A 26,739-nucleotide genomic window follows, 5' to 3' on the forward strand; every position below is an offset into this window, starting at 1 on the left:
TCTGTAGCATTGCTGGCATCCCCACCTGGCCGGTGTCATGGTCCGTTTGGGGATAGACGGGCGAGGCGTTGCGTTCGGAGGCGTCGTTCCATGATTGAACCGATCATGTATTTCGGGATCGGGTTTTTCGTCGCGGCCCTGGTCGGCCTCGTCGTCGTTCCGCTGGTGCATAACCGCGCCGTGCGGCTCACCATGCGCCGCTTGGAGGCGGCCACGCCTTTGTCGATGGCCGAAATCCAGGCCGACAAGGACCAGCTCCGCGCCGAATTCGCCATGTCGACCCGCCGCCTCGAAGTCGCGGTCGAAGGCCTGCGCACCAAGAGCACCAGCCAGCTTGCCGAACTCGGCAAGAAGGGCGACGCCATCAACCGCCTGAAGATCGAACTCGGCGAAAAGACCGCCACCATTTTCGCGCTCGAAGCGCGCGACAAGGCGCTGCGCGATCAGCTGCGCATCACCGAAGAGGAATTCGCGGTCAAGACCAGCGCCATGCTGGATGCCCAGCGCGCGCTCACCGAAAAGGAAACCGAGCTCGCGCGCATGACCACGGCGCTCGACGAACAATCCAGCCTCAACGAGGCGCAGAAGGTCGATCTGGTCGCGCTCAAGACCCAGGTCGATGCGCTCAAGAACCGGCTCGACAATGCCAGCAACGACCTGCGCATCGTCGAGGACCGCCGCGACGCCGAGCGCGTCGAGCTCAAGGCGGCGACGCAGGAACTGACCGAAGAGCGCGGCAAGGTCGAGAATCTCGGCCGCCGCGTCGGCGAGCTCGAACACGCCCTTGTCGCCCAGACCACCGAAGCCGAGATCCTCGGCCGCCGCGCCGCCGACATGGAAAACCGCCTCGGCGAACAGGTTCGCCTCCTCGCCGAGAGCAATGCCGCGCTCAAGCAGATGCGCGGCGAGATGGAAAACGCGCGCAAGATCGAAAGCGACCTGCGTGCCGCCGTTGCCGAACTCGACGCCCGCGCCAACGCGGCGACGCAGCAGCTGCGCACCGAGAACGCCCAGCTCCTCGCCGAAAACGAACGCACCAAGGACGAGCGCGACCGCGCGCTGCGCGAAATGAGCGCGCTCAAGCGCGAAACGGAAGAGAACTGGGCCGCCGAGCGCATCGAAAATTCGCTGATGCGCGAGCGCATCAACGACGTCGCCGCCGAGATCGCGCGGCTGGCCTCGGTGCTGGAAGGACCGAATTCGCCGATCGACGCCATTCTGGCGGCGGACGTGCCGCACGGCCTGTCGCCGCAACCGTCAGCCGCGGCGGGCGTCATGACCGCGGCGGGAGTCATGACCGAAGGTCAGGTGTCCGGCAATCTCGCCGACCGCATACGCGCCCTCCAAACCCAAGCGTCGCGACTGACGGCCGACGAGCAGAAGGTACCAAACTGAGGCTTTGTCGGCTGTCTTAAGTCGAGTATTGGCAAACGATTCCAAAGATTTGCGCCACTTCGCTTGACACCCCGGCGTGGGCTTCCTTATATCGCGCGGCTGAATGGCCGGGCGGTTAGCTCAGCGGGAGAGCACACCCTTCACACGGGTGGGGTCATAGGTTCAATCCCTATACCGCCCACCATTTGTTCGTCCTCTCAGATACTTGTGCCATCTCCGGTAGGGCGCGCCCTGGGAGTTGGCGGACGCGCGTCCAGGCTTGGTGCTATCGGAAAAGCTCACCTCGGCAGAAGCCCTTTCGCTAGCGCCTTGCAGTGGCGACCGCCTCGTCACGTGACCTTGTCCAGGCGCTGGGCATCCACCGGCAGCGGATGGGCCGTGATGATGTCGAGTTGCAGCACTGTAATCAAAGAGACCTCTGTTGGCGTCAAGATCGGGCGCCGACCGATCGAAGCTAGAGCGAGCTCTGCGCCGTCGGCTCGCGGACGAGCATCATAGAAGCAAGAGATTTGCCATTGAGCACTTAAACCGCATCGCCCCAAGCCACCGACAACACCGGCGGCTTTTGCGGCCCGTGCCAGCCGAAGAAGGCGCAGACCACCAAATCCGCCCTTCGGACCCTAGCAAAACCAGGCAGGGAGACGCCGAAGACGGGCATTTGGATTAGTTGATTCATTAACACAACTATATAATATCACACACCTATATAGCTCTGACCAAATTGGTCAGGCGTGAAAATGGGTGTGACATGGCAATAGCATGCAATATGGGCGCTCGGGATATCGAGACACTCGTCCACCCTTTCACGAATCTCAGCAAGCACCGACAGACCGGGCCGATGATCCTGGACCACGGCAAGGGCATCTATCTCTTTGACGACGCCGGCAAGAAGTATATCGACGGTCTCGCCGGTCTATGGTGCACGTCGCTCGGTTTCGGCAACGAGGAACTGATCGAAGCCTCGACCGCGCAAATGCGCAAGCTACCCTTCGCTTCGATGTTCACCGGAAAATCTCACGAACTCGCGATCGAACTCGCTGAGAAGCTAAAGGAGATCGCGCCCGGTCCGGCCTCCAAGGTTCTGTTCTCGTCGGGGGGCTCCGATGCCAATGACATGCAGGTCAAGCTGACCTGGTACTACAACAATGCCCGTGGCTTGCCGAAGAAGAAGAAAATCATCAGCCGCATGCGAGCCTATCACGGCATTACCGTGGCCTCTGGTTCACTGACCGGCCTGCCGCCGGTTCACGCGGATTTCGATCTTCCTATCGGCAATGTCGCCCACACCAGTTGCCCCGATTTCTATCGCGGCGCCGCGCCTGGCGAAACGGAAGAGGAGTTCAGCGCCCGCATGGCGCGCGAACTCGACGAACTCATCCAGCGCGAAGGACCGGACACGGTCGCCTGCTTCATCGCAGAACCTATTATGGGAGCCGGCGGTGTGGTCATTCCGCCGGCATCGTATTTCCCGAAGATTCACGACGTCCTCGCCGCCTACGACGTCCGCATCGTCTCGGATGAGGTCATTTGTGGATTCGGCCGCACCGGCAACTGGTTCGGTTCGCAGTCGCTCGGCATGAAACCCAGCTCGATTTCAGTCGCTAAGGCCATTACATCCGGCTACTTCCCGCTCGGCGCGATCACGATTGAAGAGCCGCTTTATCAGGCAATGATCAAGGAGAGCGAAAAGATCGGCGTTTTCGCCCATGGTTTTACCTATACGGGACACCCAGTCGGCTGCGCCATCGCTTTGAAGACAATCGAGATCTACCAGCGAGATCGCATCGTCGAACGAGTGAGAAAACTGGCGCCATTGTTTGCCGAACGGGTCAAGCGGCTCGGTGAGCACGAACTCGTCGGCAACACGCGTTCGCTCGGCCTGATCGGCGGCGTCGAATTGGTCGCGGACCGCAACGCCAAACGTCTATTCACGCCCAACAAGGGCGTTGGGATGTACTGCATCGGCGAATGCCAAAGACTCGGCCTTATTACCCGAGCCATCGGCGACACGATCGCCATCTGCCCGCCACTGATCATCAATGAAGCGGAAATCAACGAACTCTTCGATACCCTCGACGCGGCCATTCGCAGCACCGAAGACTGGGTCACCAAAAACAAGCATCGCGCCGCCTAGGCGCAAGCCCGAGACGCCCTCCGCCCGTACAAGGTTTGCGCATTATGGTCGAAATTCGTTCGGTCGAACTGCCTGAAAACGTCGGCACCAATCGCGAAATGATCTGGAACAGCGATCTTGCGGCCGAGATGCTGCGGATTCTCGACATCCCCTATATCGCGATCAATCCCGGCGCGAGCTATCGCGGTTTCGAGGACAGCCTGGTCAACTATCTCGGCAATCGCGGTCCGCAAATGCTGGTCTGCCTGCATGAGGATCACGTCGTTTCTATCGCGCATGGCTACGCCAAGGTTACCGGCAAGCCGATGGCCTGCGCGCTGCATAGCAATGTCGGCCTCATGCACGGCCTGATGGGCATCTTCAATGCCTGGTGCGACCGCGTGCCGATGCTGGTTATCGGAGCTACCGGCCCGGTCGAGGTCGAACGCCGGCGCCCGTGGATCGATTGGATCCATACCTTCAAGGACCAGGGAGCGATGCTCCGTCACTTTACGAAGTGGGACGACGAGCCGCGTTCACCGATGGGCATCGTGCAGGCGTTCCTGAAAGGCGCCCACATGACCCGGGACCTGCCGCAGGCCCCTGTCTACATCTGCCTCGACGCCGGCCTTCAGGAACAGGCCATCGGCCGCGACATCGCGTTGCCCGATCCGCGACGGTACGAACCTGCGAACCCACCGAGCGGATCACCGGAGGACATCGCTGACATCGCCCGCCGGATAGCAAAGGCGAAATGTCCGGTTTTCCTGTTCGGTCGTGGATCCCGTCTGCAAAGCGACTGGGATCGCCGCGTCGAATTGGCGGAGGCGTACAGCGCACTTGTTATAACCTCGCAACACGAGCGCGCGGTATTCCCGACGGCACATCCGCTCCACGTCGGCGCGCCGATCGATCCCATCTCGTCCGAGGCCAAGCAGGCTTTGGCCGCCGCGGATCTGGTCGTCAGTTTCGACTGGGTGGATTTGAGCGGCCTAATCCAGCACGTCGAAACGAGCGGCGGTGCGTTCACCGGATCGTTGGTTCACGTCTCGCTCGATCTGGCGCTCCACAATGGCGCCAGCATGGATTATTTCGGCATCCCGGCCGTTGATCGCACCATCAAAGCAGATCCGGATGCCTTCCTGACGCAGCTGCTGCCCGCCTTGCGCGGTCTTCCCTCTGCGGCGGTGCCACGTCAACAGTCAAATCCAACCGCGGGCGCCAGCACGACGATCTCGACCGGCGCCGAGCTAACCTCGGTCGATATCGAGAAAGCCCTGGCCGACGAACGCGGCCAGCAGAAATTCACCGTCGCGCACATCCCGCTGACCTGGGACGGCACCATTTATGACTATCGCGACCCGCTGGATTTCCTTGGCCACGATGGTGGCGCCGGACTCGCCGCTGGCCCCGGAATCACCATTGGGGCTGCACTGGCGCTGAAAGGCAGTGGCCGCCCGGTGATCTCGGTGATGGGAGACGGCGACTTTCTACAGGGCGCGACCGCTCTCTGGACCGCCGCACATTACGGTATCCCGGCCCTGTTCATCGTCGCCAACAACCAATCCAACTTCAACGACGAGATTCATCAGAACGTCATGGCGAGTTTCCGCGATCGTCCACTTGAGAATCGCTGGATTGGTCAACGGCTTTCCGACCCAGAAATAGACCTAGCGACCATTGCCAAGGGGCAGGGCGTTGATGGCGAAGGCCCGGTAAAGACCGCTGAGACACTCCACGCGGCAATCAAGCGAGGCCTCGCCGCAGTGCGCGAAGGCCGGCCTTATCTGATTGACGTGCATATCGCCCGGCCCAAGCTGGCGAAGGCCTCGCCCACCGGTCGCGTCGGTCGTTGATAGATGACGCTAGCGGTCGCTAGGCCGTCTCCTCGCGCACCTGCAGCCGCTTAACTCGCTGCCTGAGCCAGCCGACCAGCGCCAGGATCAGCACCGACACCAGGATCAAGACCGTGGCGGCCGCGGTAATGGTAGGACTCAGATAGTATTTGAGGCCGTTGAACATCTGCCGCGGCACAGTGTTCTGCTCTGGTCCGCCCAGAAATAAAATCATCACCACCTCGTCCAGTGACGTCGCGAAGGCAATGACCGCACCGGTCAGAACGCCGGGCCAGACAATCGGCAAAGTGATCTTGAAGAATACCCGGAGCGGATGGGCGCCCAAACTCGCGCCCGCGCGCACCAGATTTTCATCCAGGCCCGCAACTGTCGCACCAACCGTAATAACCACGAACGGCACCGCCATCGCAGTATGGGCAAGGATGATGCCGGTAAAAGTCCCGGTCAGCCGCAACGGCGCGAAGAAGAAGTACGTCCCGACGGCGACTACGATAATCGGCACGACTAGCGGGGCTATGAAGAATAGCGACATCAGCTTCTTGAACGGAAGATCGTTTCGATTGAGGCCGAGCGCCGCCATAGTCCCCAACGATGTCGCCAGGATCGCGGTGAGCGATCCAACAATCAGCGTATTCTTGACCGCACCAATCCATTCAGCGGACGTAAAAAACTCGTCGTACCAACGCAGCGAAAAGCTCGGAATGGGATAATTCAGGAAGGCGCTGGAGCTGAACGACAGCGGGATGATTACGATCAGCGGCACTATCAGGAACAACAACACGGCGACCGTGAGCATCCAAAGCGCCACCATGCCCACACGCTGTTGCCAACTGCGGTACCCGCCCAACGTGCTCATGGCAGCGGCCCCTTGCTGCCGCCGACTAGACGGCTGTAGACGGCGTAAAGCGCGAAGGTCGCGACGAGCAGCCAAACGCTGAGAGCGCAGGCCAGCCCCCAGTTTGCCGAGGTGTTGGTATAGAAGGCGATATAGTAACTCACCATCTGATCCGCAGCGCCGCCGACGAGCGCCGGCGTGATGTAAAAGCCCAACGCCACGGTGAATACCAGCAGGCACCCGGCCGTAATGCCGGCGGCACTCTGCGGCAAGTAAACCTTCACGAAAGACCGCAAAGGTGTGGCGCCGAGACTCGCCGCCGCCTTCATGTAATTCGGCGAAATGCCCTGCATGACGCTGTAAAGCGGCAGGATAAAGTATGGCAGCAGAATGTGCGTCATGGCGACGAACACCCCGAAACGATTGTAGATCAGCGGTACCGGCTCACTGACAATACCGAGATCGACCAGCACATGATTGACGATGCCGTTATTCTGGAGAAGAACCACCCAGGCTGCAGTGCGCACCAGAAGCGAGGTCCAGAAGGGCACGAGCACGAGAAGCAGTAAAGCCGAGGCTAGACGCTTCGGCAGACTCGCCAGCAGGTAGGCGACGGGAAAGCCGATCGCGACGCAAAGCAGCGTCACGATCAACGCCATGGCAAAAGTTCGTCCGAAAATTCCGATAAATATGGAAGCTTCCTCGGGCTTCGCAGAGATGGAACCGGTTGGCTCAATATGCATGTCAATCGCGGCAAGCATATAGAACATCGACACGGGACCCGCGGCGTTACGAATGGCGCCCCAGTAGGCAATCTCGCCCCAGGCAGGTTCCGCCTTCAGCAGCGCGTCCTTGACCGACGGCAAGTCCGCCGCCAGCGATCGCCGAGCCGTTCGGAACAGCAGCTCGCGAAGACCGCTCACATCGTAGTTCAGGCGGCGGGCGGCCGGCGCCAGCGTCTCATTGGCGCGCGCCTCCTTGAGCTCTCTGACAAAGGTTCGGAAGGTTGCCTCATCCGGCGCCTCGGTGCCGCGCCAACTCGCTAGCGCCACGACCGTCTGCGGAAATGCGCGACCTACCTCCTCATCGGCAACCGCCCGCCACAACATAGTGCCGATCGGAAAGCCGAAGGAGAACAACAGAAACAGAAACAGCGGCGCTACCAGGCCGAGCGAAACCAGGCGCCGCTTGCGATTTGAGGCCCGCAGCTGTCGAACGAGATCGGCGTTTTCAGCCATTCCGCCATTTCCGAGAGGCGACGAAAACCGCGCAAGGACGCTGGCAACCGCCAGCGTCCTTGTCGCTTTGGTGAAGGTGCAGGAACGTTACTGGGCGACCCATTTGGTGAAGCGGTCGCTCAGTTTGTCGAAGTTGTCGAGCCAGAACGTCGCGCTCACCTCGAATGCGTGAGCGGAATTGTCAGGCGCCGACGGGAGATCTGCCGCGATGTCCTTCGGGGTCATCGCGATGCTCTGTTTCGTGGACGTGCCATTGGCGAGCATGGTCATCTGATGAGCCTGCCGCGATGCGTCCGCCATAAAGGCGAGCAACTTGTAGGCGGCGTCTTTGTTCGGCGAACCCTTCAGGATCACCCAGCTGTCCCAGGTGAACATGCTCTGATTCCAGCTCATGGCGAATGCCTTACCGGCCTTCTTCGCTGCCGTAATGCGGCCGTTGAAGACGCCTGTCATCGCGACTTCTCCGGACGCCAGCAGCTCGACAGGCTTCTGCCCCGTCTGCCACCAGATGATGCTCGACTTGATCGTATCGAGTTTCTTGAAAGCGCGGTTAACGCCCTCCTCCGTGCCCAGCACCTTGTAGACATCCTTGGGGGCGACGCCGTCGGCCATCAACGCCGTTTCAAGCGTCAACTTGGGACCGGACCGCAACCCACGTTTGCCTGGATACTTCTGCAAGTCGTAGAAATCGGTCCAGCTCTTCGGAGGCGTAGACAGCTTCTGCGGGTCGTAAGCGAGGACGAAGCTGTACAGCAGAGCTCCCACGCCGCAATCGTGAACGGCCTCCGGAAAATAAATGTCCTTTCCGCCGATCTTGGACCAGTCCAGCTTTTCGTAGAGGTTCTCTTCGCAGCCAAGTGCAAGTTCGTCCGATTCGACTTCGACAACGTCCCAATCAGCGTTCCCGCCTTGAACCTTGGCGCGAATGATGCCGATGCCGCCCTCCCATGACGTCTCCTTGAGCGGCACTTTCGACGAAGCGGCGAACGGTTCGAAAGCCGCCACGCTTTGCGCCTTCTGCACCGCTCCACCCCAGGAAACGACTGTCAAATCCCTGGCGGACGCGCCAGACGCGACCGCTACGGTCATAGCGGCACCAAGCAATCCGTGCAGAAGTTGAACTTTCATGATTACCCTCCTGTTGCCCGACTTACGAGATTTCAAACCTGATCACCGGCGCGGCGAGCCACGACGGAATCAATGCAGTGCCTTGAACGCCCGACAATCTGCCGCGCGCCACCCGATCTTCAGTCGTTCATCAACAGCCAATTTGCGCATGTCGAAATTATTGGGGACTTTCGCGACCAGCGCGGCGTCGTTCGCGGCTCGCATATGAATCCGTGCTTGGTCCCCAAGATAGACGACGTCCTGGATCTGAACGTCGACGATATTCTCAACATCGGCAGAATTCGGCTCGATCAGAATGCGTTCAGGACGGACTGAACAAACCGCATCGCCGTCGCCGGCAACATCGACGCTCAATGCCCGCACTTCACCCCAGGCGGCACCAAGAACGCAGCCGCCATCTTGCGCCGAGATGACCCTGGCCTTGAACATGTTGTTCTCGCCGACAAAGCCGGCCACAAATGCGGTTGCCGGCTGCTCGTAGAGGTCCGACGGCGCTGCCACCTGCTCGACACGTCCCTTTTCCATCACGGCGATTCGATCGGACATTGTCAACGCCTCGCCCTGATCGTGGGTCACATAAATTACGCTGATGCCAAGCTCTTTGTGGATGCGCTTGATCTCGTACTGCAACGCCTCACGAAGCTGACGGTCGAGCGCCGCGAGAGGCTCATCCATGACGACGAGCGAGGGGTCAAAGATCAACGCCCGCGCCAGCGCAATGCGCTGTTGCTGGCCACCGGAAAGCTGCGTCACCTTGCGATCGGCGTAGCCCTTCAGCCGGACCACATCGAGCGTTCGCTCGATCTTTCTCGCGATGTCGGCTTTGGGAAGCTTGCGCGCTTCGAGCGGGAACGCGAGGTTCTGACCTACGGTCATGTGCGGGAACAAGGCGTAATTCTGGAAGACCACGCCGAGGTTGCGCTTGTACGGTGGCACACGGGTCACCGGCCGCCCGTCCAGAAGAATTTCTCCGGAGGTGGGGACTTCGAACCCTGCCACCATCATCAAGGACGTGGTTTTGCCGGACCCGGACGAGCCAAGCAGCGTCAGGAATTCACCGCGCGCGACCTGCAGATTGAGATCGTCCACGACCACAGTCTGGCCGTCGTAGGTTTTGGTTACGCCGACAAAGCTGACAATCGTGTCCTGCACACGCGACCTTTAAAAGTCCGCCCCACGGCCGGCTTATTCGCCAAGCATAGGTATTAAAAATAGCATAGTAAAGTATGTCAATCAACTTACGTTTTTTGCAACGGCATAGCAGACGGATCGAGACTTATGGCGGCAGCACTCGGCGCGGCCGGGACGGCAGCGGCAATGCACAAAATCGCGGCGGTGCAATGCGCGTCTGCACTCTCCACAGGCCCGCGCAACTTGGGTTGCCCAAGTTCGCGCCGGGGGCGATAAGCACCGCCCGCTGAATCGTCCTGCCGAGTCATCCATGTCCGAACAGATCTTCCGCCGCATCGCCACCGAACTCTCCGTCCGCGTCGAACAGGTTCAGGCGACGGTCGAACTGCTCGACGGCGGCGCTACGGTTCCGTTCGTGGCGCGCTACCGCAAGGAAGCGACCGGCGGGCTCGACGATGCGCAACTCCGCACACTCGATGAGCGCCTCAAATATCTGCGCGAACTCGACGAACGCCGCGAGGCCATCCTCAAATCGGTACGCGAGCAGGGCAAGCTCGATGCCACGCTCGAAGCCCAGATCCTCGCGGCCGACAACAAGGGCCGACTCGAGGACATCTATCTCCCCTACAAGCCCAAGCGGCGCACCAAGGCCGAAATCGCCAAGGAGGCCGGGCTCGAACCGCTGGCCGACCTGCTGCTGGCGGAGCCGCAGACCGATCCGCAGGCGGCCGCAGTGTCCTACGTCAATGCCGACAGGCAGGTCGCCGACGTCGCCGCAGCACTTGACGGCGCGCGCTCCATTCTGGTCGAGCGGTTTGGCGAGGACGCCGACCTCCTTGGCGCGCTCCGCGAGGCTTTGTGGACGCAAGGGCGCCTCGTGTCGAAGCTGCGCGACGGCAAGGCCGAAGCGGGCGCGAAATTCGCCGATTATTTCGACTACGCTGAGTCGTTCACCAAGCTTCCTTCGCACCGCATCCTGGCGCTGTTCCGCGGCGAGAAAGAGGATGTTCTGAGCCTGCAGTTTGAGGACGAACCCGTGCCGACAGCGGCCGGCGTGCCGAACGCCTATGAGCTCAAGATCATGCACCGCTTCAACGTCTCGGACCGTGGCCGGCCGGCGGATCGTTGGCTCCTTGAGACCGTCCGGTGGGCTTGGCGCACCAAAATCCGCGCCCACATGAACATAGATCTGCGCCTGCGGCTATGGAACGCCGCCGAGGAAGAAGCTGTGCGCGTCTTCGCCGCCAATTTGCGCGATCTGCTGCTGGCCGCGCCCGCCGGCCCGCGTGCCACGCTCGGCCTCGATCCAGGCTATCGCACCGGCGTCAAAGTCGCCGTGGTCGACGCCACCGGACAAGTCGTTGCGACCAGCGTCATCTACCCCCACGAACCGCAGCGGCAGTGGAACGAGGCTCTCGCCATCCTCGGCAAGCTCGCGGTCACGCACAACGTCGAACTGATCGCCATCGGCAATGGCACCGCCTCGCGCGAGACCGACAAACTGGCGAGTGAGCTCGTCAAATTGCTTGGACCGGAGCGTAAACTGTCCAAGATCGTGGTGTCGGAAGCCGGTGCCTCGGTCTATTCCGCCTCCGAATTCGCCTCGCAGGAATTGCCGAGCCTCGATGTGACCTTGCGCGGCGCTGTCTCGATCGCACGCCGGCTGCAGGACCCGCTCGCCGAACTGGTCAAGATCGATCCAAAGTCGATCGGTGTCGGCCAGTATCAGCACGATCTTAGCCAACACAAACTGGCGCGCGCGCTCGATGCCGTGGTCGAGGACTGCGTGAACGCCGTCGGTGTCGATCTCAACACCGCGTCAGGCCCCCTACTCGCCCGCGTCGCCGGCATCGGCGCGACGCTCGCCGACAACATCGTTACCCACCGCAACAGCAACGGACCGTTCCGCTCGCGCAAGGGGCTGCTCGATGTGCCGCGGCTGGGCGCCAAGGCCTTCGAGCAGTGCGCCGGCTTCCTGCGCATTCGCAATGGCGACGATCCGATTGACGCATCCGGCGTGCATCCGGAATCTTATCCCGTTGTGCGCCGCATACTCGCCGCCACCAAGAGCAACATCCAAGTGCTAATTGGCAACACCGCCGAACTACGCAAGCTTGCGCCCAAGGACTACACCGACGACACCTTCGGTCTGCCGACCGTGACCGACATTCTGCGCGAACTGGAAAAGCCCGGTCGCGACCCGCGCCCCGCTTTCAAGGCGGCGGAGTTCAAGGAAGGGGTCGAGACGCTCAAAGACCTCAAGCCCGGCATGATCCTCGAAGGCGCTGTGACCAACGTTGCTGCCTTCGGCGCCTTCGTCGATATCGGCGTCCATCAGGACGGGCTGGTCCACATCTCGGCGATGTCGAAGACCTTCATCAAGGACCCGCGGGAGGTGGTGAAGCCCGGCGACATCGTGCGCGTAAAGGTGCTGGAGGTTGATGTTGGCCGCAAGCGCATCGCGCTCAGCCTCCGGTTGGATGACGAAGCCGGCGCGGCGCGATCACAAGGGACCAAGCCCTCCGAACGCAGCGACAAGGCAATGCGGACCTTCAACGCCCGCAAGCCTCCGGAGCCCTCCGGCGGCGGCGCCCTGGCCGAAGCAATGCGCCGCGCCGCGGAGAAGAATACGCCGCGCCGCTAGCTCACCATCGTGCAACCAAAAGCACCGGTCGCACGTTGTTCCGCTCGGAATACCGGTCCCTGAAGGACCGGTACGTGCAGATTTCTGCCAATCCCGGGGGCCCTTCTTGGACATTAAAACAACCGATCGGGAGACGGCTCAGCGGGGCGTCTTGGCGGCACCGGTAGAAGCTGGCGATCCCGGCCGATGGGCCTTACCTTCGCAAGTTGCGATCTGTGGTATCTTTGTCATCGTCTTTATCGCCGCGCTCGATCTGGCGCGACCCGTATTGCTACCCGCGACCTTTGCCATTGTGATCGGCATGATGCTTGGACCATTGGCCACGCGCGCCGACCGCGCCGGCATCCCGTCCGTGTTGAGCGCCGTGGTGTTGTGGGCGCTTGTCGTCCTCACCTGCTACGGCGTGATCGTGCTGCTGTCGACGCCTGTAATCGACTGGCTCGGCCAGGCGCCGGAAATCGGCCGTGTCATTAGGGAGCGCCTCCACTTCCTTGATCGCCCTTGGTCTGCACTGCAGGACTTGCGTAACGTCATCTCGCCGGGAGAACGCGACAAAGGTCTCGGCATCGACCTGATGAATTTCGTGCAGCCTATTTTTTCATTCGCCACCCCGGCCTTTGGGCAGACCATCATCTTCTTTGGTACGTTGTTTTTCGTGCTGCTCGGCCGTTTGCGGCTCCGTCGGGCGCTGGTGGTTGGGTTTAAGGGTCACGAATCTCGCCTGCGCACGCTCAGGATCTGGAATGATATCGAGCATCAACTAACCAGCTACCTGAGCGTCGTTGCCATAATCAATTTTGCCGTCGGCGTCGCGGCGGCGACAATCGCGTTTGCCGTGGGTCTGCCGAACGCGCTGGCCTGGGGCGTTCTGGCAATGATTCTGAATTTCATTCCGTATCTCGGCGCCTTGATTATGGAATTGATACTGTTCGCTGTCGGTCTCGTCACCTTTCCGACCCTGACCCATGCCCTGGTCGCGCCGGCGCTTTACCTCGCGTTCACCACGCTCGAAGGCCACTTCATCACGCCGAGCATCATGGGCCGGCGGCTGACGCTGTCGCCGCTGATCGTATTTCTGGCGCTGGTGTTTTGGACCTGGTTGTGGGGTCCCGCCGGCGCCTTTCTCGCCGTGCCGCTGCTCATTGTGGGGCTCTCCGCAATCAGCCATCTTTTCCCCAAACATGCCCCCGCACTACCGGGATAGGTGGGCCGATGGAACCAGCGCGCGCGGCGCGCGTTAGGCCAGCAGTCCATGTATTCAGTCCCGAGGGAAATCATGTCCACGCGCAGTAAAACTGCCTCGACCGCCGACGAGATCGAAGCCATCAAGGATTTGATGTCAGATCTTGAGAAGCGTCTGCAACGCCTTGGCGGCACGGCCAAGAGCGAGGTCGCTGGCGGTGCCGGCGAGATTTCCGATTTCGTGAACGACGCGCTGGCTGGCATCATGGGCCGCGTGCGTGATAATGCCCAGTCCGTCTCGGACAACGTTGTCGACAAAGCAACCGAGCTCGGCGGCGACGCCGTCAAGAAGATTGTCAGCGAAGTCGAGACCCGTCCATTCACCATGTTGGCGATCGCGGCTGGTATCGGCTTTCTGTTCGGCGTGGCGCGGCGCTAGCGAGCCGGCCATGCGCCTTACCGACATCGCTGAAGGCGCCGTCAGTGGGTTAGTCGCGCGCTATGTGCGGCGCGCGATCTTGCTCGCACTGATCGGCGCCTGCGTACTCGTCGCGCTTTATTATGTGAACTCTGCGGCGTCGCTGGCACTTGCCGCCCAGTACGGACCGCTCTACGCCCGACTCATCATGGCAGGTATCTACGCCGTCGCCGGCCTGATCGCTTTCACCGTGTTCTACACGACGCGCAATCGCGCGCTGACACAGCAAGGCGCATCGAGCGGCGCCACCGGTCTATTGTCATCGCCCCGCAACATGCAGATCGCCATGCTGGTCGAGGCAGTAATGCTCGGCTACACGCTGGCGCGCAAGTCCGGCAAGGGCATCCTTTAAGGTCGACCCTGTAACGCCTAAGCCCGCCGCGAGGGCGGGTCGCGTGACATGTTCTGAGAGGCCAGCTCGTCGAGATATGCCTGCCAGTTGGCGGTATGATCGCTGCCGAGGCCATAGAGATATGTCCAGCCGAAGATACCGGTCGAGTGCATGTCGTCGAACACCAGCCGCACTGCATAATTTCCGACCTGCAGGACCTCGATGATCTCGACGTTGCGCTTGCCAGGCACCGTCTTGCGTTCATCCGGAGAGTGGCCCTGCACCTCCGCACTCGGGCTGCTGACGCGCAGATATTCGGCTGGCAGGTCGAAGCGCGCGCCGTCCTCGAAAGTGACGGACAGCGTCCTGCGGTCCTTGTGCAGCCGGAGCTCGGTCGGCCAGATGTCGGTCGATGCGTTCATGGATGTTCTTCTAATGGGCCGCGTGCCAATGCACAATTGCTGTTGTATAAGCGACGGGCGCAGCCGGAGCCGGACGGGGCATGGGGGAACGGATCGATATCTTGTCCATGGGTGAGCCCATGGTTGAATTCAATCAGACCCGCGAGGGCGGCGGCGACGTCTTTTTGCGGGGCTGTGGCGGCGACTCGTCCAACTTCGCCGTTGCGGCAGCACGCCAGGGCGGTCGCGTCGGCTACATCTCGGCGATCGGCGCTGACACCAATGCAACGCTGCTGCGCCAGCTCTGGACCAGCGAAGGCGTCGACGACAGCCACGTCCGCACCGATCCGGATGCCCCCACAGGCGTTTATTTTGTCAGCCATGGTGCGAACGGCCATCAGTTCGATTTCTGTCGCAGCGGCTCGGCGGCGAGCCGGTATCGCGCAGCCGACCTGCCGCTCGACGCCATCGCTCAGGCCAAGGTGCTGCACTTGTCCGGCATTTCGCTCGGCATCTCCACCTCTGCCTGCGATGCCTGCTACCGCGCAATCGAGCACGCACGTGCCTCCGGCGTCACGGTGTCGTTCGATACCAATCTGCGACGCAAGCTGTGGCCACTAGGCCGCGCCCGGGCGACGATCTGGGATGTGCTGTCGCTCGCCGATATCTGCCTGCCGAGCTACGACGACATCATTCAATTGTCGGACCTCAAGGATCCCGACCGCATCGTTGATCGCTGCCTCAATACCGGCGCCAGAATTGTGGCGCTCAAACTCGGCGCCGACGGCACACTCATCGCGGACCACCATCGGCACGTCCGCATCGCGCCTTACCCGTGCCGTGTCGTGGACGCGACTGGCGCCGGCGATACTTTTGGCGGCGCCTTTGTTGCTCGCCTCGTCGCCGGCGATGACATCGAACAAGCTGGCCATTACGCCGCCGCGGCCGCCGCGCTCTCCACCGAAGGCTATGGCGCCGTAACGCCAATTCCGACCGCGGAGAAGGTCCGTGCCCTGCTGAAAAAAAGCGGACGCCCCAATGGCTGACAAGCTCAGGATCGCCCTGATCGCACATGATGCCAGAAAGCGCGATATGGCCGATTGGGCGCACGCGCATGAAGCGAGGCTTGCGCGCTGCGAGCTTGTCGCGACCGGCAATACAGGCCTACAATTGATGACGCGCTGCCCTTCGCTCAAGGTCGAGCGGCTGCTCAGCGGCCCGTTGGGTGGCGACCAGCAGATTGGTGCGCGCATCGTTGAAGGCAAAGTCGATGCACTTGTCTTCTTTATCGATCCCCTGTCGGCACACCCGCACGACGTCGACGTCAAGGCGCTGGTCCGTGTTGCTGTACTTAGCAACATTCTCTTTGCCTTGAACCGAACGACTGCTGATACTGTCCTATTGAGCCTGATACCGGAGGCCGAACGATGAGCGTCAACACGTCATCGAAGGATGCCAGGGCGTTGCTGGCGCTGGCGCCGGTCATCCCGGTCATTACCATCGACAGGGCGTCGGACGCCGTTCCTCTGGCGCGCGCACTGGTGCGCGGCGGCCTGCGCGCCATTGAAATCACGTTACGCACCGATGCCGCGATGGATGCGGCCAAGACAATCATCGCCGAAGTGCCTGACGCCATCGTCGGCCTCGGCACTGTTCTGACACCGGCCGATCTCGACCGCGCCAAACAGATCGGCGCAGCCTTCGCCGTCAGCCCGGGCTGCTCGCCCGATCTGCTGCGGGCCGCTGCGGCTGGTGATCTTCCCTACGTACCCGGCATCCAGACCGCGTCCGAACTGATGGCCTGCGTCAATGCTGGTTTCGATGTGGTGAAGTTCTTTCCCGCGGTGCCCGCCGGCGGCATTGCAGCGCTGAGCTCATTGGCCGGCCCCTTTCCCTCGGTCACCTACTGCCCGACCGGCGGCATTGGAGAAACCAACGCGGCCGAATGGCTGGCCCATCCGAAAGTGATTGCGGTCGGCGGCTCCTGGATCGCACCGCCGTCGGCGGTCAATGATGGCGCCTGGGACGCCATCGAAAGCTGCGCCAACACGGCGAGCCGGTTGCGCTCCGCTCGTCCGTAACGCCTGGGCCCCTCGCCGTCGAGATCAATCGACTGTTGCTCTACAGTCGTGGCGTGCAGACACGCGAATAGCCTCGAGCCGCGCACGCAGTGAAGCAAACTCAGCGGCCGCCGAGATAGGTCTCGATCAACTTGTCGTCGCGAATGAGATCGGCCGCAGGCCCCGACTGAACGATTTCGCCCGTCTCAAGCACGTAACCGTAGTCCGCCGTTTCAAGTGCCGCGCGCGCGTTCTGTTCAACAAGCAAGATGGAAACGCCCGCCTCGCGCAACGAGCCAATCACCTTAAAGATCTCCCGCACGATCAAGGGCGCTAGGCCAAGACTCGGCTCGTCCAGTAGCAACAGTTTGGGGTCGCTCATCAGCGCGCGGCCCAGCGCCAGCATCTGGCGCTCGCCGCCGGACAAAGTACCGGCGAGTTGTTTGCGGCGCTCTCGCAGGCGCGGAAAGCGGTCGAACACTTTCTCCATGTTCGATTTCAGCCGCGAACGATCGCGCAGGCCGTAGCCACCCAAAAGCAGATTGTCGAAAACCGACATGTCGTGAAACAGCTCGCGACGTTCCGGCACCAGACACAGGCCGCGCCCTACGCGATCCTCGACATCGAAACGGCTGAGCGACTCGCCGCGGTAGTAGATAGTGCCCTTCGAGCGCAGCAGTCCAATGATGGCCAGCATCAGCGTGGTCTTACCGGCCCCGTTCGGGCCAATGACGGTTACGATGCGCCCCTCTTCGATGGACAGCGAAACATCGCGGACCGCCTCGACCTTATCGTATGAGACGCTGACGCCCTGAACCGACAGTATCGACATTAGGCCACCGCCCCGAGATAGGCTTCCTGAACCCGCGCATCATTGCGAACGTCCTTCGGCACGCCTTCGCAAATCTTCGAACCAAAATCCATGACGACGATGCGATCGACCAACCCCATGACGAACTCCATGTCATGTTCGACGAGCAGAATGGTCAGATTTTCGGACCGCAGGGAGCGCAGCAATTCGGCAAGTTGCTGCTTCTCCTGGCGGCGCAAACCGGCCGCGGGTTCGTCAAGGACGAGAAGAATGGGATCGGCGGCAAGCGCCCGGGCAATCTCGAGCACTCGCTGGCTGCCCAGCGAAAGGTTCCCGGCGAGTTCATAGGGCTTGTCGCCGAGGCCAACTCGCCGAAGCTGAAACAGCGCCTCATGATACGCGCTGGACTCCTCGGCGGAATTAAGCTTGAACGCGCCGCGGAAAAAACCGGTTTTTGTGCGCGGATAAGTGCCGAGCATGACATTCTCGATCAGCGTCATTTGCGGCCGCAGCTTCACGTGCTGGAACGTCCGGGCAACGCCTGACTGCGCAATCTGGTACTGACGACGTCCGTTAACGGACTTCCCGGCAAACGAGATCTCGCCGGCGCTCAGCTTCAAGGCACCCGTCAACAGGTTGAACATGGTGGTCTTGCCGGCCCCATTCGGCCCGATCAGGCCCAGAATCTCGCCCGCCCGCACATCGAAGCTCACCTGATTGACGGCAACGAGACCGCCGAACCGGCGCTCGACCTGAGACGCGTCTAGCAGCACCGTACCCGGAGCGGGTTGGATACGCCGTGGCAATTCTGCCGCCTTCGGTGGCGTCACCGGTATGGGCCTCGGCAGGTACCGGCGCACATAAGGCACGACGCCCTGACGCGCGCGCTGCAGGAACAAGATGAACAAAGCGGCAAATGCCACGATTTCAAGCTGACCGGAGGCGCCTTTTACCAGCAAGGGCAGATAATCTTGAATCGAGTTTTTCAACAGGGTTACAAAAGATGCGCCCACAATCGCGCCGATGATGCTGCCGTGACCGCCGATCATGGCCATCATCAGATACTCGATGCTCATACCCGCCTCGAACGGTACGGGGCTCACGAAACGGCTTAAGTGAGCATAGAGCCAGCCGGAGACGGCGGCAGGAAGCGCCGCCACGATGAAACTGATGAGCTTGATACGGAACGCATTGACACCGAGGCTTTCAACCAGTGTGTCGCCGCCGCGCAAGGTACGCATGGCCCGACCGACGCGCGAATTGAGAAGATTGTAAGCCAGAACAACCGCAGCCACGACGAACGCCCAGATTAAATAGTAGATCTGCCAGCTTTCCATCAGTTTGACAGAGCCGATCGAAATCGGCGGCACCGACGAAATGCCGTTGTGCTGTCCGAGCCAGGGAACGTTGCCGAACAGATAGGCAATCGCAAGGCCCCAGGCGATCGTGCTCAGCGACAGGAAATGCCCCTTCAGTCGCAACGTGGCAAGGCCGAGCAGCCCGGCGACGGAACAGGTCAGGATCACGCCGAGAATCAAGCCAAGCCAGGGCGAGTAGCCGTTCAAGGCCGTCGTCCACGCCGTCGCGTAGGCTGCTATGCCGACAAATGCCGCCTGCCCGAACGAAACGATTCCGGTCACGCCGGTGACCAGCACCAGACCGATCGCGACGAGCGAATAGATGCCGATAAAATTCAATAGCGTCAGGCTGAATGCGCTCAGCACGAAAGGAGCTGCAGCAACGCAAAGCACCGCGGCTAACGCAATGAGGTAAATCTGAGATTTCTTCATTCTTCAGACTCTTCCTCGGAGTGGATCACGGTAAATGATCGCCACAGAAGGATCGGGATGAGAAGCGAGAAGACGATGACGTCCTTGTACGCGCTGTCGTAGAAGGACGCGAAACTTTCCAGAACGCCGACAAACAAGGCGCCGATCGCCGTGCCTGGATAACTGGCAAGGCCGCCGATAATCGCACCGACGAACGCCTTGAGGCCCAGCAGAAAGCCTGAATCGTAGAAGATGGTATTGACCGGCGCGATCAGGATTCCGGAAACGCCGGCCATCAGCGAACCCAACAGATAAGCCACGGTGCCGGCGCGGGTCGGTCGAATGCCCATCAGTCGTGCGCCGGTTCGATTGATCGCCGTGGCGCGCAGCGCCTTGCCGATCAAGGTGAAGTCGAAGAATAGCAGCAACGCACCGCTGAAGATGATCGCAGCGGCCAGAATCAGAATGTTCTGGCCCGAAATCATGAGATCCCCGATGTGAACGCTCATGGACGTGAGCGGTTCGGTGCGCACGCCTTCCGGGCCGAAGAACAGAAGCCCCAACCCGACCAGCGCGAAATGCAGGGCGACCGAGATAATGAGCAGAAGAAGCACAGTGCCGTCAGCAACCGGCCGAAAGACGATGCGATCGAGCAGCGGCGAAATCGGCATAATGAGCAGAAGCGCCATCGCTATGCGCACGGGCAGCGGGGGCGCGAGCGGAACCAGCACCCAAACCGCCAGCACGATGACGAGCGGCAACGCCAGATAATACACGAGCGCCACTGGAATCTGTCGCAGTTCCTGTTTCCTGACGAGGCTGAACACCTCCATCGCCGCGGCAATACACGCCAACACGACAACGAGCCCCACTGTGCCGGGTACTTGACCGGCATCGAGGGCCGCCAGCGTCAGCGCCGTGAAGGCGGCGATGTCGCCGAACGGAATGAAGATGACCCGCGTGACCGTAAAGATCAGAACGGTGCCGATTGCGACCAGAATATAGATGGCACCGGTTGCGATGCCATCTATCCCCAGTATCGCCGCGATTTCCGACGTCATGTTATAGCGCTTCCTTTGCGCGGCGGTACACAGATCCCCGGATCAGGGCGCGTACGTCCACTTGCCATTGACCAGCTTGACGATGACAAGCGAGCGATTGTCGACGCCATACACGGCACCGGGCTTGAAGTTGTAGACCGCGTGAGTGCCCGCCAATTCCTTGGTGTTCATCAGCGCGTCCATCAACGCCTTGCGAAACTCAGGCGTACCCGGCTTGGTGGTCTTCAGCACCTGCTCGGCCGCGTTCGCGGTCAGCAGCCAGCCGTCGAACGAGTAGGCAGAGAACACGTCGGTTGTCGTCGCGCCGTTGGCCTTCTCGTAGGCCGCACGGAATGCCAGACCGATCTTCTTGGCAAAGTGACCGTCAGGCAGCTGTTCGGCAACCACGATCGGGCCAGCCGAAACTTCGATTCCTTCCACTGCCTTGCCACCGACGCGCACGAAGTCCGGGTTCACCAGCGGCACGGTGCCGTAGATCTTGCCTTTGTAACCGCGCTCACCGAGCGTCAGCGGCGGCAGAGCACCCTGCGTACCCGAGGCACCGATGAGCACGCCATCCGGCTTGCTGGACATGACCTTGAGAATTTGGCCGGTCACCGACGTGTCGGTACGCGCAAAGCGCTCGTTACTGGTGACTTTGAACTTTCCGTTCGCTTCCGCGGCGGTCGCCCCGCCGTAGACGAGGTCGCCCCAGGCGTCGGAATAACCGATATAGCCGAGGTTCTTCACGCCATCGCGCGCGATGCGGTCGGCGACGACGCTGACCAGAAGGGTCGGCGGCTGCGGAACAGTGATGATCCACTGCTCGGAGCCAGCCGGAAGCACCGCGTTCGGCTGCACAGGCGAAAGCGCGACGAATGGAACCTTCAACTCCTTGGCAACGGCGGCCATCGCCATTGTCGAGGGAACGGTGGCCGTGCCGATGAGCACGTCGACTTTATCTTCCTCGATCAACTTGCGCGCATTGCGGGTCGCAGCCGACGGATCGGAGCCGTCGTCGAGCTGGATCAGCTTGATCTTTTCGCCGCTGATTTCGCTGCGATACTCGTACGCAGCGTTGATGCCCTTGCCATACGGAATACCGATGGACGACGCCACGCCGCTCAGCGACGTCACGAAGCCAATCCGGATTTCCGCCTGCGCGGAGGTTGCCAAGGCCAGCACGGCGGCCGACGCGGTCAGTAGCTGCTTGAAAGATCGCATTTGTTACTGCTCCCCTGATAATGCGGGCCATGGCGGCCCGCGTCGAATTCACGTTCGCGATTTCTTATCCTGTACTTTTCGCCGGCTCGTCATATTCTCGTATCCGACTTCATCGTCCTCTTCGTCATCAAGCACATCGCATTTCGTCAAATATGTCCGCGACAGTCGCGCGCGCTTCCAAGGAAAGACTAATGCAGCCCCCGCAAGTCACGTCGCAAACTCAAGTCACCTATGTCGACACGGACTTCGCGCGCATTCATCTCGCCTGCGCCGGTAACGGCGCTCCCGTACTGCTGCTGCATCAAACGCCCCGATCCTGGGACGAGTATCGCGATGTGCTGCCGCTGCTCGGCCGGTCCCATCGCGCAATCGCGATGGATACGCCCGGTTTCGGCGACTCCGGAAATCTGCACACGCATCAACCGTCCATCGAAATCTGGGCAAGAACGGCTCTCGCCGTTCTCGATGCCCTTAATATCGGCACTGCAGCCATCATCGGTCATCATACCGGAGCAGCCATCGCCCTGGAAATTGCCGCACACAGCCCCGAGCGCGTCAACGCCCTCGTCCTGTCCGCGTGTCCCTTCGTCGATCTGGCTAGAAGGCAAAATGCGGGCCACAAGAAGACTGTGGACGACGTCGACGTTCAGGTCGACGGCTCGCATGTGTATGAGTTCTGGAAGCGGCGACAGCCGCTCTATCCCGAAGGCGATACCGATCTGCTCACACGTTACGTTCGTGATGCCTTGCGCGCCGGTCCGATGGCCGCCGAAGGCCACCGAGTCGTCAATCGCTATGTCATGGAAGAGCGTATCGGCCTCGTACGATGCCCGACGCTCGTCATCGCGCCTTGCCGCGATCCGCATGCCTATCCTGCGGCCGGCCGGGTCGCGGCGGCAATTGCCGGCAGCGTACTGCGTGAAGTGTCCGAGGCGATGGTGCCGTTTCCCGACCAGATGCCCGAGACGTTCGCGCAAATCGTCGGCGATTTTATCGGCCTGCAGAACAAGCCGAAATGAACTCGGGCGATACCGGCCAAATGCGGCAACGTCGCCACAGTGGGAGTCGATAACGAGACCGCTCGCAGCGGCCCACCGTGCGGCGCGACCTCTTTCCGGGACTTTGTTATTTCCCACCCGATACGGCATCGCTTTTACGTCTACCGATTTCGCCCGTTGCCACATACTCGAAATTCCTTTATATCTAAAATAATTTTTGGACGACGTCAACGCGCTTACAGAAGCCTACCGTCTTGAGCATAATTCATCCCCTGCGCATCAAACGGCAGCCGGCGTGTGCGGGCAGCTTGGGCGGGCACCGGCCGTTATCGCAGCGGGCCCGGATTCTCGGCACACATCTGTACGCCGCAATGAAACCGCGCGGGGTTGAGAGGCAGCAGCTATGAAAATCTTCTGGCAGAGTTTCGTCGACGCCTCGATTAACGCACCATACCTGCGAAAGTTAGCTGCTTATCTCAACGGGATTGCCGCGCCAGGAACGAGCGTTCATGTCGAAGGTCTGTCGCCTCCGGACCGCGATTTCGGCCGCCTAGCGGAGTTTCGATGCTCCATTGTCGCCATCGATAACGGCCTTGCCGCCGAAGACGAAGGCTTCGATGCATATGTGATGGGGCACTTCCAAGACCCAGGGTTGTACGAGCTGCGCTCGGCGCTTCGGATTCCGGTGGTCGGTACCGGCGAAGCGACCTTGCTCGCGGCTTCGCAACTTGGACGCCGCCTCGGCCTGGTGACGCTCGATCCCGCCTTCGAAGTCTGGCATCTCGAACAGGCCGAGCGCTACGGATTGGGCGCGCGCGTGGTCAAGGTTGCCGGACTTGGCTGCCTGCCATCGGACTTCGCTGCCGCATTCGATGGCGATCCGGCCGCGAAGACACGCATGCTGAACGACTTTACCGCCTGCGCCCAACCGCTGGTCGCGGCAGGTGCCGACGTGATCATACCGGCCGGCGTTCTTCCGGGCTTGCTGATCTGCGAGGAGCACGGCTTTAAGGTCGGTCATGCCCCGATCGTCAATTGCGCCGCCGTGGCGCTGAAGTCCGCAGAGATGTGGGTTCAGCTTCACAAACTCAACGGCGTCGAGCCAAGTCGAGGCCCGAGTTTCGCGCTGGCCAATGACAGGGCGCGGCAGGATTTCAGGTCCCTTGTCGCCAAGGGATCGCAGTCGCTCTACAAATCCAAAGCTTAAGCAAGGACCGGACATGACACCCGACACGATCCTGTACGAGACCGAGGTCACGGCCACCGGTGGCCGCAACGGCAAAGCTGCCAGCAATGATGGCTTGCTTGCCGTGTCATTATCTCCTCCGAAAGCCCTTGGCGGTCCCGGCGGCGACGGCACCAATCCCGAGCAGCTTTTTGCTGCCGGCTACGCCGCTTGTTTCTTGGGCGCCGTCAAACTCGTTGCCCGCCAGAAGAAGGTCCCCTTGTCCGACGATGCGGCTATCACCGCAAAGGTGGGAATGGGGCCCGTCGCGGTCGGCTATGCCTTGACGGTCGAACTTAAGGCGTCCCTGCCCGGTATCGACAAGGCGCTGGCCGAGGAGATCGTCCACGGCGCGCACGAGCGCTGCCCCTACTCCAATGCGACGCGCGGCAATGTGCCGGTCGTCCTGACCGTCGTTTAAGGCAAAGCCGCAAGACTTAAGGTAGCTGCCCTCATGCAAGCATCCAAACGGCGGCCCTATGATAAGGTCGTCCTGACGGCTCCGGTCACCATTCCCTATACGCGCTATTCGGTCGAAAGCGCGCAGTGGTGGGTCGGCCGTGCTCTCAAAGGCCTGGTCGACGCGGCCGGTATCAAAGTCAGCGATATCGACGGCTTGTGCGTTTCCAGCTTCACGCTGGGCACCGATACGGCGATCGCCATGACCCAGCATTTCGGACTATGCGTGCGCTGGCTCGAGCATATCCCGCTCGGCGGCGCGAGTGCCGTCGCCGCTTTGCGCCATGCGGCGCGGGCGGTGGAGGCAGGGGATGCCGATGTTGTTGCCTGTGTTGCCGGCGACACCAATCACGTCGACTCGTTCCGGCGGACGCTGGAGCACTTTTCGCGGTTTTCGCAGGACGCCGCCTATCCTTATGGCGCGGGCGGCGCCAATGCGAGCTTCGCCCTGATCGCCCAGAATTATATGCGTACATACGGCGTGACCCGCGAGGATCTCGGCAAGATCGCAGTTTCCCAGCGCGCCAACGCGTTGCGCAATCCGCACGCCCTGATGAAAGCGCCGCTAACGCTCGAACAATACCTCGGAGCACGGCCGATCTCAGACCCTATCCACCTGTTTGACTGTGTCATGCCCTGCGCCGGCGCCGAAGCTTTCCTTGTCATGCGCGAGGACACCGCCAAATCGCTCGGTCTCGCCAGTGCGCGCCTGCTTGGCACCATTGAACGGCACAACGCCTTCTCGAAAGATCCGGTTCAGGTCCGCGGCGGCTGGGCCATGGACATCGGCGACCTTTACGGGATGGCCGGCGTCAAGCCGGATGACATCGACGTTCTGGAAACCTATGACGACTATCCGTTCATCGTGATGATGCAGTTTGAAGACTTGGGCTTCTGCAAAAAAGGTGAAGGCGCCGAATTCGTGCGCAACCACGATCTCACCATCAATGGCGATTTTCCGCAAAATACTTCTGGCGGGCAGCTCTCCGTCGGCCAGGCCGGCGCTGGCGGTGCCTATCTCGGCATGGTCGAGGCGCTGCGCCAGGTCTTGGGCACCGCAGGTCCGACGCAGGTCAAGAATGCCCGCGTCGCGCTGGCTTCCGGCTTCGGCATGATCAATTATGATCGCGGGCTGTCGTCAGGTGCGGCCATCATCGCCGGGGCGTCGTCATGACCGAGCCGTTGATCCGACCCAAACGCAAAGATCCCCTCAAGCGCTCGCGGCAGCCGACGCTGCCGCCGGGCTGGCGCAGCCGCACCGCGCATGTACTGACGCGTGTCGCCGCCGAAGGACGTTTCGCGCTGCAATTCTGTCCCGCCTGCGACGAATATTGCTACCCCTCGCGCGAGGCCTGTCCGCATTGCCTCGGAACCGACCTCATCATGAAGGATGCCCCGCGCGACGGTGTCGTTCTGTCGGAGACGACGGTGCGGGTGCCGAGCGACGTTTATTTTCGCGAACGGGCACCCTGGCGCATCGGCCTTGTCGAGTTGTCCTGCGGACCCGTTCTGGTGTCCCACCTGCACGGCGACTGCAAGGCAGGCGATACCATCCGCATGAGTTTCCAAATCGACAAAGCCGGCCAGGCGGTTGCCTTCGCGCGGCCGAAAGCGGAGACACCGTTCATGAGCGACGACAAACAATGGCGCGAGATGACGGCCGATCCGAAATTCCGCCGTGTATTGATCACCAATGGCCGCACGCCGGTCGGACAGGAAATGGCCTTGGCCCTGAAGGCCGCCGGCGCCTCAATTCTTTTCGTCGGCATTGCCGAGCCCTGGAAGCCGTTTCCGGGCGAAGACACGCTGCGTGGCATTGAAGGCGTCGACATCGTGCCGCTTGACGTGTCGGACGAGAAATCGGTTTTCGATCTCGCCGCCGATATTGGCGGCAAAGTGGACATCCTCATCAACACCAATGAGCACATCCGTGCCGGCGGGCTGTTCGATCGCACGGGCACGACCACTTCGCATGTCGAAATTGGTCAGGTCTACATGGGCCTCGTCCATCTTGCGCAAGCCTTTGGGCCGGCCATGCGATCGCGCGGCGCCGACGGAACGAACAGCGCTGCGGCCTGGGTCAATATCCTGTCCGCCTACGCGCTGACGAACTGGCCGAAATTCGGCCAGTATTCGGCGGTGCAGGCAGCATGCCTGTCGCTGTCGCAGTGCCTGCGAGCGGAGCTGCGACCTGGCGGGGTGCGCGTGATGAATGCTTTCAGCGGGCCGCTCGACACTGAATGGTTTCAGACACTGCCGCCGCCGAAAGTCGCCCCGCGCGCTTTGGCGGCCGCTGTGGTGCGCGGACTGAAAGAAGGAATCGAAGACGTTTTCGTCGGCGAAGTCGCGGAAGATATCCGCAAGCGCTTCGCCGCCAATCCGAAGGCGCTTGAGCGCGAACTCGGCGAATAGCCGGCCCCT

General features: G+C 61.4%; 24 protein-coding genes and 1 tRNA gene. 16 read left to right on the plus strand and 9 right to left on the minus strand.

The genetic code is table 11. From position 1 onward, the window contains the following. Nucleotides 1-90 precede the first annotated feature (90 nt). From DXH78_RS00700 to DXH78_RS00715, 4 genes are all read left to right on the plus strand, one after another. Nucleotides 91-1,395 carry a coiled-coil domain-containing protein gene (locus tag DXH78_RS00700; RefSeq protein WP_115515263.1) on the plus strand — a complete coding sequence of 435 codons (1,305 nt, stop codon included), beginning with the start codon at nucleotides 91-93 and terminating at the stop codon, nucleotides 1,393-1,395. Between the two features lie 109 nt (nucleotides 1,396-1,504). After that, nucleotides 1,505-1,579 (plus strand) — tRNA-Val (locus tag DXH78_RS00705). A 570-nt stretch (nucleotides 1,580-2,149) separates the two neighbouring features. Beyond that, complete coding sequence (locus tag DXH78_RS00710; RefSeq protein ID WP_115517649.1) at nucleotides 2,150-3,529, plus strand: aminotransferase; 1,380 nt, start codon at nucleotides 2,150-2,152, stop codon at nucleotides 3,527-3,529. Between the two features lie 44 nt (nucleotides 3,530-3,573). Continuing rightward, nucleotides 3,574-5,364, plus strand: a complete 1,791-nt coding sequence (locus tag DXH78_RS00715) for a thiamine pyrophosphate-binding protein (protein ID WP_115515264.1) — start codon at nucleotides 3,574-3,576, stop codon at nucleotides 5,362-5,364. A 19-nt stretch (nucleotides 5,365-5,383) separates the two neighbouring features. On the opposite strand, the gene DXH78_RS00720 is transcribed toward DXH78_RS00715, so the two are convergent. The 4 genes from DXH78_RS00720 to DXH78_RS00735 all read right to left on the minus strand — a co-directional run bounded on the left by DXH78_RS00720 (nucleotide 5,384) and on the right by DXH78_RS00735 (nucleotide 9,717). Continuing rightward, a complete protein-coding gene (locus tag DXH78_RS00720; RefSeq protein ID WP_115515265.1) occupies nucleotides 5,384-6,220 on the minus strand; it encodes an ABC transporter permease in 837 nt (278 codons plus the stop codon). Beyond that, the gene (locus tag DXH78_RS00725) at nucleotides 6,217-7,437 is read right to left on the minus strand and encodes an ABC transporter permease (protein ID WP_115515266.1); all 1,221 of its coding nucleotides are present in this window, start codon (nucleotides 7,435-7,437) and stop codon (nucleotides 6,217-6,219) included. Before DXH78_RS00725 ends, DXH78_RS00720 begins: the two co-directional genes overlap by 4 nt. A gap of 87 nt (nucleotides 7,438-7,524) precedes the next feature. After that, nucleotides 7,525-8,526 (minus strand): ABC transporter substrate-binding protein, encoded by a 1,002-nt coding sequence (locus DXH78_RS00730; protein WP_430727463.1) that lies wholly within the window; start codon nucleotides 8,524-8,526, stop codon nucleotides 7,525-7,527. 108 nt (nucleotides 8,527-8,634) lie between these two features. Next, nucleotides 8,635-9,717, minus strand: a complete 1,083-nt coding sequence (locus DXH78_RS00735) for an ABC transporter ATP-binding protein (RefSeq protein ID WP_115515268.1) — start codon at nucleotides 9,715-9,717, stop codon at nucleotides 8,635-8,637. A 289-nt stretch (nucleotides 9,718-10,006) separates the two neighbouring features. On the opposite strand from DXH78_RS00735, the gene DXH78_RS00740 reads away from it, so the two are divergent. The 4 genes from DXH78_RS00740 to DXH78_RS00755 all read left to right on the plus strand — a co-directional run bounded on the left by DXH78_RS00740 (nucleotide 10,007) and on the right by DXH78_RS00755 (nucleotide 14,352). Next, entirely contained in the window at nucleotides 10,007-12,340 is a 2,334-nt protein-coding gene (locus tag DXH78_RS00740; RefSeq protein WP_115515269.1) for a Tex family protein, read from the plus strand. Nucleotides 12,341-12,446: 106 nt separating this feature from the next. Next, complete coding sequence (locus DXH78_RS00745; protein ID WP_168192663.1) at nucleotides 12,447-13,544, plus strand: AI-2E family transporter; 1,098 nt, start codon at nucleotides 12,447-12,449, stop codon at nucleotides 13,542-13,544. Nucleotides 13,545-13,616: 72 nt separating this feature from the next. Further along, a complete protein-coding gene (locus DXH78_RS00750) occupies nucleotides 13,617-13,961 on the plus strand; it encodes a hypothetical protein (protein ID WP_115515271.1) in 345 nt (114 codons plus the stop codon). A 10-nt stretch (nucleotides 13,962-13,971) separates the two neighbouring features. Next, on the plus strand, nucleotides 13,972-14,352 hold the full coding sequence (locus DXH78_RS00755) for a hypothetical protein (protein ID WP_115515272.1): 381 nt from the start codon (nucleotides 13,972-13,974) through the stop codon (nucleotides 14,350-14,352). Nucleotides 14,353-14,369: 17 nt separating this feature from the next. Here the strand turns inward: DXH78_RS00755 and DXH78_RS00760 are convergent, their stop codons facing one another. Next, the gene (locus DXH78_RS00760) at nucleotides 14,370-14,753 is read right to left on the minus strand and encodes a gamma-butyrobetaine hydroxylase family protein (RefSeq protein WP_115515273.1); all 384 of its coding nucleotides are present in this window, start codon (nucleotides 14,751-14,753) and stop codon (nucleotides 14,370-14,372) included. A gap of 107 nt (nucleotides 14,754-14,860) precedes the next feature. On the opposite strand from DXH78_RS00760, the gene DXH78_RS00765 reads away from it, so the two are divergent. From DXH78_RS00765 to eda, 3 genes are read left to right on the plus strand one after another with little or no spacing between them, the layout of a single operon-like run. Further along, nucleotides 14,861-15,778 (plus strand): sugar kinase, encoded by a 918-nt coding sequence (locus tag DXH78_RS00765; protein ID WP_283805602.1) that lies wholly within the window; start codon nucleotides 14,861-14,863, stop codon nucleotides 15,776-15,778. Continuing rightward, nucleotides 15,771-16,163, plus strand: a complete 393-nt coding sequence (locus tag DXH78_RS00770; RefSeq protein WP_115515275.1) for a methylglyoxal synthase — start codon at nucleotides 15,771-15,773, stop codon at nucleotides 16,161-16,163. The genes DXH78_RS00765 and DXH78_RS00770 overlap by 8 nt, the downstream gene beginning before the upstream one ends. Then, nucleotides 16,160-16,813 carry a bifunctional 4-hydroxy-2-oxoglutarate aldolase/2-dehydro-3-deoxy-phosphogluconate aldolase gene (eda, locus tag DXH78_RS00775; protein WP_115515276.1) on the plus strand — a complete coding sequence of 218 codons (654 nt, stop codon included), beginning with the start codon at nucleotides 16,160-16,162 and terminating at the stop codon, nucleotides 16,811-16,813. Before DXH78_RS00770 ends, eda begins: the two co-directional genes overlap by 4 nt. A 100-nt stretch (nucleotides 16,814-16,913) precedes the next feature. Here the strand turns inward: eda and DXH78_RS00780 are convergent, their stop codons facing one another. From DXH78_RS00780 to DXH78_RS00795, 4 genes are read right to left on the minus strand one after another with little or no spacing between them, the layout of a single operon-like run. Further along, nucleotides 16,914-17,624, minus strand: a complete 711-nt coding sequence (locus DXH78_RS00780; RefSeq protein ID WP_115515277.1) for an ABC transporter ATP-binding protein — start codon at nucleotides 17,622-17,624, stop codon at nucleotides 16,914-16,916. Next, nucleotides 17,624-19,393 carry a branched-chain amino acid ABC transporter ATP-binding protein/permease gene (locus DXH78_RS00785; RefSeq protein WP_115515278.1) on the minus strand — a complete coding sequence of 590 codons (1,770 nt, stop codon included), beginning with the start codon at nucleotides 19,391-19,393 and terminating at the stop codon, nucleotides 17,624-17,626. Before DXH78_RS00785 ends, DXH78_RS00780 begins: the two co-directional genes overlap by 1 nt. Then, nucleotides 19,390-20,433 carry a branched-chain amino acid ABC transporter permease gene (locus DXH78_RS00790; RefSeq protein ID WP_115515279.1) on the minus strand — a complete coding sequence of 348 codons (1,044 nt, stop codon included), beginning with the start codon at nucleotides 20,431-20,433 and terminating at the stop codon, nucleotides 19,390-19,392. Before DXH78_RS00790 ends, DXH78_RS00785 begins: the two co-directional genes overlap by 4 nt. A 42-nt stretch (nucleotides 20,434-20,475) precedes the next feature. Further along, nucleotides 20,476-21,636, minus strand: a complete 1,161-nt coding sequence (locus DXH78_RS00795; protein ID WP_115515280.1) for an ABC transporter substrate-binding protein — start codon at nucleotides 21,634-21,636, stop codon at nucleotides 20,476-20,478. A 191-nt stretch (nucleotides 21,637-21,827) separates the two neighbouring features. On the opposite strand from DXH78_RS00795, the gene DXH78_RS00800 reads away from it, so the two are divergent. From DXH78_RS00800 to DXH78_RS00820, 5 genes are all read left to right on the plus strand, one after another. Continuing rightward, nucleotides 21,828-22,655: an alpha/beta fold hydrolase gene (locus DXH78_RS00800; protein WP_115515281.1), complete on the plus strand. Its 828-nt coding sequence runs from the start codon at nucleotides 21,828-21,830 to the stop codon at nucleotides 22,653-22,655. A 382-nt stretch (nucleotides 22,656-23,037) separates the two neighbouring features. Beyond that, the gene (locus DXH78_RS00805) at nucleotides 23,038-23,841 is read left to right on the plus strand and encodes an aspartate/glutamate racemase family protein (RefSeq protein ID WP_115515282.1); all 804 of its coding nucleotides are present in this window, start codon (nucleotides 23,038-23,040) and stop codon (nucleotides 23,839-23,841) included. A 13-nt stretch (nucleotides 23,842-23,854) separates the two neighbouring features. Beyond that, on the plus strand, nucleotides 23,855-24,280 hold the full coding sequence (locus DXH78_RS00810; protein WP_115515283.1) for an organic hydroperoxide resistance protein: 426 nt from the start codon (nucleotides 23,855-23,857) through the stop codon (nucleotides 24,278-24,280). A gap of 33 nt (nucleotides 24,281-24,313) precedes the next feature. After that, nucleotides 24,314-25,492, plus strand: coding sequence for a thiolase family protein (locus tag DXH78_RS00815; protein ID WP_115515284.1), 1,179 nt, complete (start codon nucleotides 24,314-24,316; stop codon nucleotides 25,490-25,492). Beyond that, nucleotides 25,489-26,730 (plus strand): SDR family NAD(P)-dependent oxidoreductase, encoded by a 1,242-nt coding sequence (locus tag DXH78_RS00820; RefSeq protein WP_115515285.1) that lies wholly within the window; start codon nucleotides 25,489-25,491, stop codon nucleotides 26,728-26,730. The genes DXH78_RS00815 and DXH78_RS00820 overlap by 4 nt, the downstream gene beginning before the upstream one ends. Nucleotides 26,731-26,739: the final 9 nt, after the last annotated feature.

The organism is Undibacter mobilis (assembly GCF_003367195.1).
Lineage (GTDB): Bacteria > Pseudomonadota > Alphaproteobacteria > Rhizobiales > Xanthobacteraceae > Pseudolabrys > Pseudolabrys mobilis.

What these genes read in the sequence shown, in the direction of transcription:
- DXH78_RS00770 (WP_115515275.1), top strand. Translation starts at nt 15,771, where the DNA reads ATGGCTGACAAGCTCAGGATCGCCCTGATCGCACATGATGCCAGAAAG.
- DXH78_RS00750 (WP_115515271.1), top strand. Translation starts at nt 13,617, where the DNA reads ATGTCCACGCGCAGTAAAACTGCCTCGACCGCCGACGAGATCGAAGCC.
- DXH78_RS00800 (WP_115515281.1), top strand. Translation starts at nt 21,828, where the DNA reads ATGCAGCCCCCGCAAGTCACGTCGCAAACTCAAGTCACCTATGTCGAC.
- DXH78_RS00725 (WP_115515266.1), bottom strand. Translation starts at nt 7,437, where the DNA reads ATGGCTGAAAACGCCGATCTCGTTCGACAGCTGCGGGCCTCAAATCGC.
- DXH78_RS00780 (WP_115515277.1), bottom strand. Translation starts at nt 17,624, where the DNA reads ATGTCGATACTGTCGGTTCAGGGCGTCAGCGTCTCATACGATAAGGTC.
- DXH78_RS00765 (WP_283805602.1), top strand. Translation starts at nt 14,861, where the DNA reads ATGGGTGAGCCCATGGTTGAATTCAATCAGACCCGCGAGGGCGGCGGC.
- DXH78_RS00785 (WP_115515278.1), bottom strand. Translation starts at nt 19,393, where the DNA reads ATGAAGAAATCTCAGATTTACCTCATTGCGTTAGCCGCGGTGCTTTGC.
- DXH78_RS00730 (WP_430727463.1), bottom strand. Translation starts at nt 8,526, where the DNA reads ATGACCGTAGCGGTCGCGTCTGGCGCGTCCGCCAGGGATTTGACAGTC.
- DXH78_RS00815 (WP_115515284.1), top strand. Translation starts at nt 24,314, where the DNA reads ATGCAAGCATCCAAACGGCGGCCCTATGATAAGGTCGTCCTGACGGCT.
- DXH78_RS00700 (WP_115515263.1), top strand. Translation starts at nt 91, where the DNA reads ATGATTGAACCGATCATGTATTTCGGGATCGGGTTTTTCGTCGCGGCC.
- DXH78_RS00715 (WP_115515264.1), top strand. Translation starts at nt 3,574, where the DNA reads ATGGTCGAAATTCGTTCGGTCGAACTGCCTGAAAACGTCGGCACCAAT.
- DXH78_RS00720 (WP_115515265.1), bottom strand. Translation starts at nt 6,220, where the DNA reads ATGAGCACGTTGGGCGGGTACCGCAGTTGGCAACAGCGTGTGGGCATG.
- DXH78_RS00755 (WP_115515272.1), top strand. Translation starts at nt 13,972, where the DNA reads ATGCGCCTTACCGACATCGCTGAAGGCGCCGTCAGTGGGTTAGTCGCG.
- DXH78_RS00740 (WP_115515269.1), top strand. Translation starts at nt 10,007, where the DNA reads ATGTCCGAACAGATCTTCCGCCGCATCGCCACCGAACTCTCCGTCCGC.
- DXH78_RS00760 (WP_115515273.1), bottom strand. Translation starts at nt 14,753, where the DNA reads ATGAACGCATCGACCGACATCTGGCCGACCGAGCTCCGGCTGCACAAG.
- DXH78_RS00805 (WP_115515282.1), top strand. Translation starts at nt 23,038, where the DNA reads ATGAAAATCTTCTGGCAGAGTTTCGTCGACGCCTCGATTAACGCACCA.
- DXH78_RS00820 (WP_115515285.1), top strand. Translation starts at nt 25,489, where the DNA reads ATGACCGAGCCGTTGATCCGACCCAAACGCAAAGATCCCCTCAAGCGC.
- eda (WP_115515276.1), top strand. Translation starts at nt 16,160, where the DNA reads ATGAGCGTCAACACGTCATCGAAGGATGCCAGGGCGTTGCTGGCGCTG.
- DXH78_RS00810 (WP_115515283.1), top strand. Translation starts at nt 23,855, where the DNA reads ATGACACCCGACACGATCCTGTACGAGACCGAGGTCACGGCCACCGGT.
- DXH78_RS00795 (WP_115515280.1), bottom strand. Translation starts at nt 21,636, where the DNA reads ATGCGATCTTTCAAGCAGCTACTGACCGCGTCGGCCGCCGTGCTGGCC.
- DXH78_RS00790 (WP_115515279.1), bottom strand. Translation starts at nt 20,433, where the DNA reads ATGACGTCGGAAATCGCGGCGATACTGGGGATAGATGGCATCGCAACC.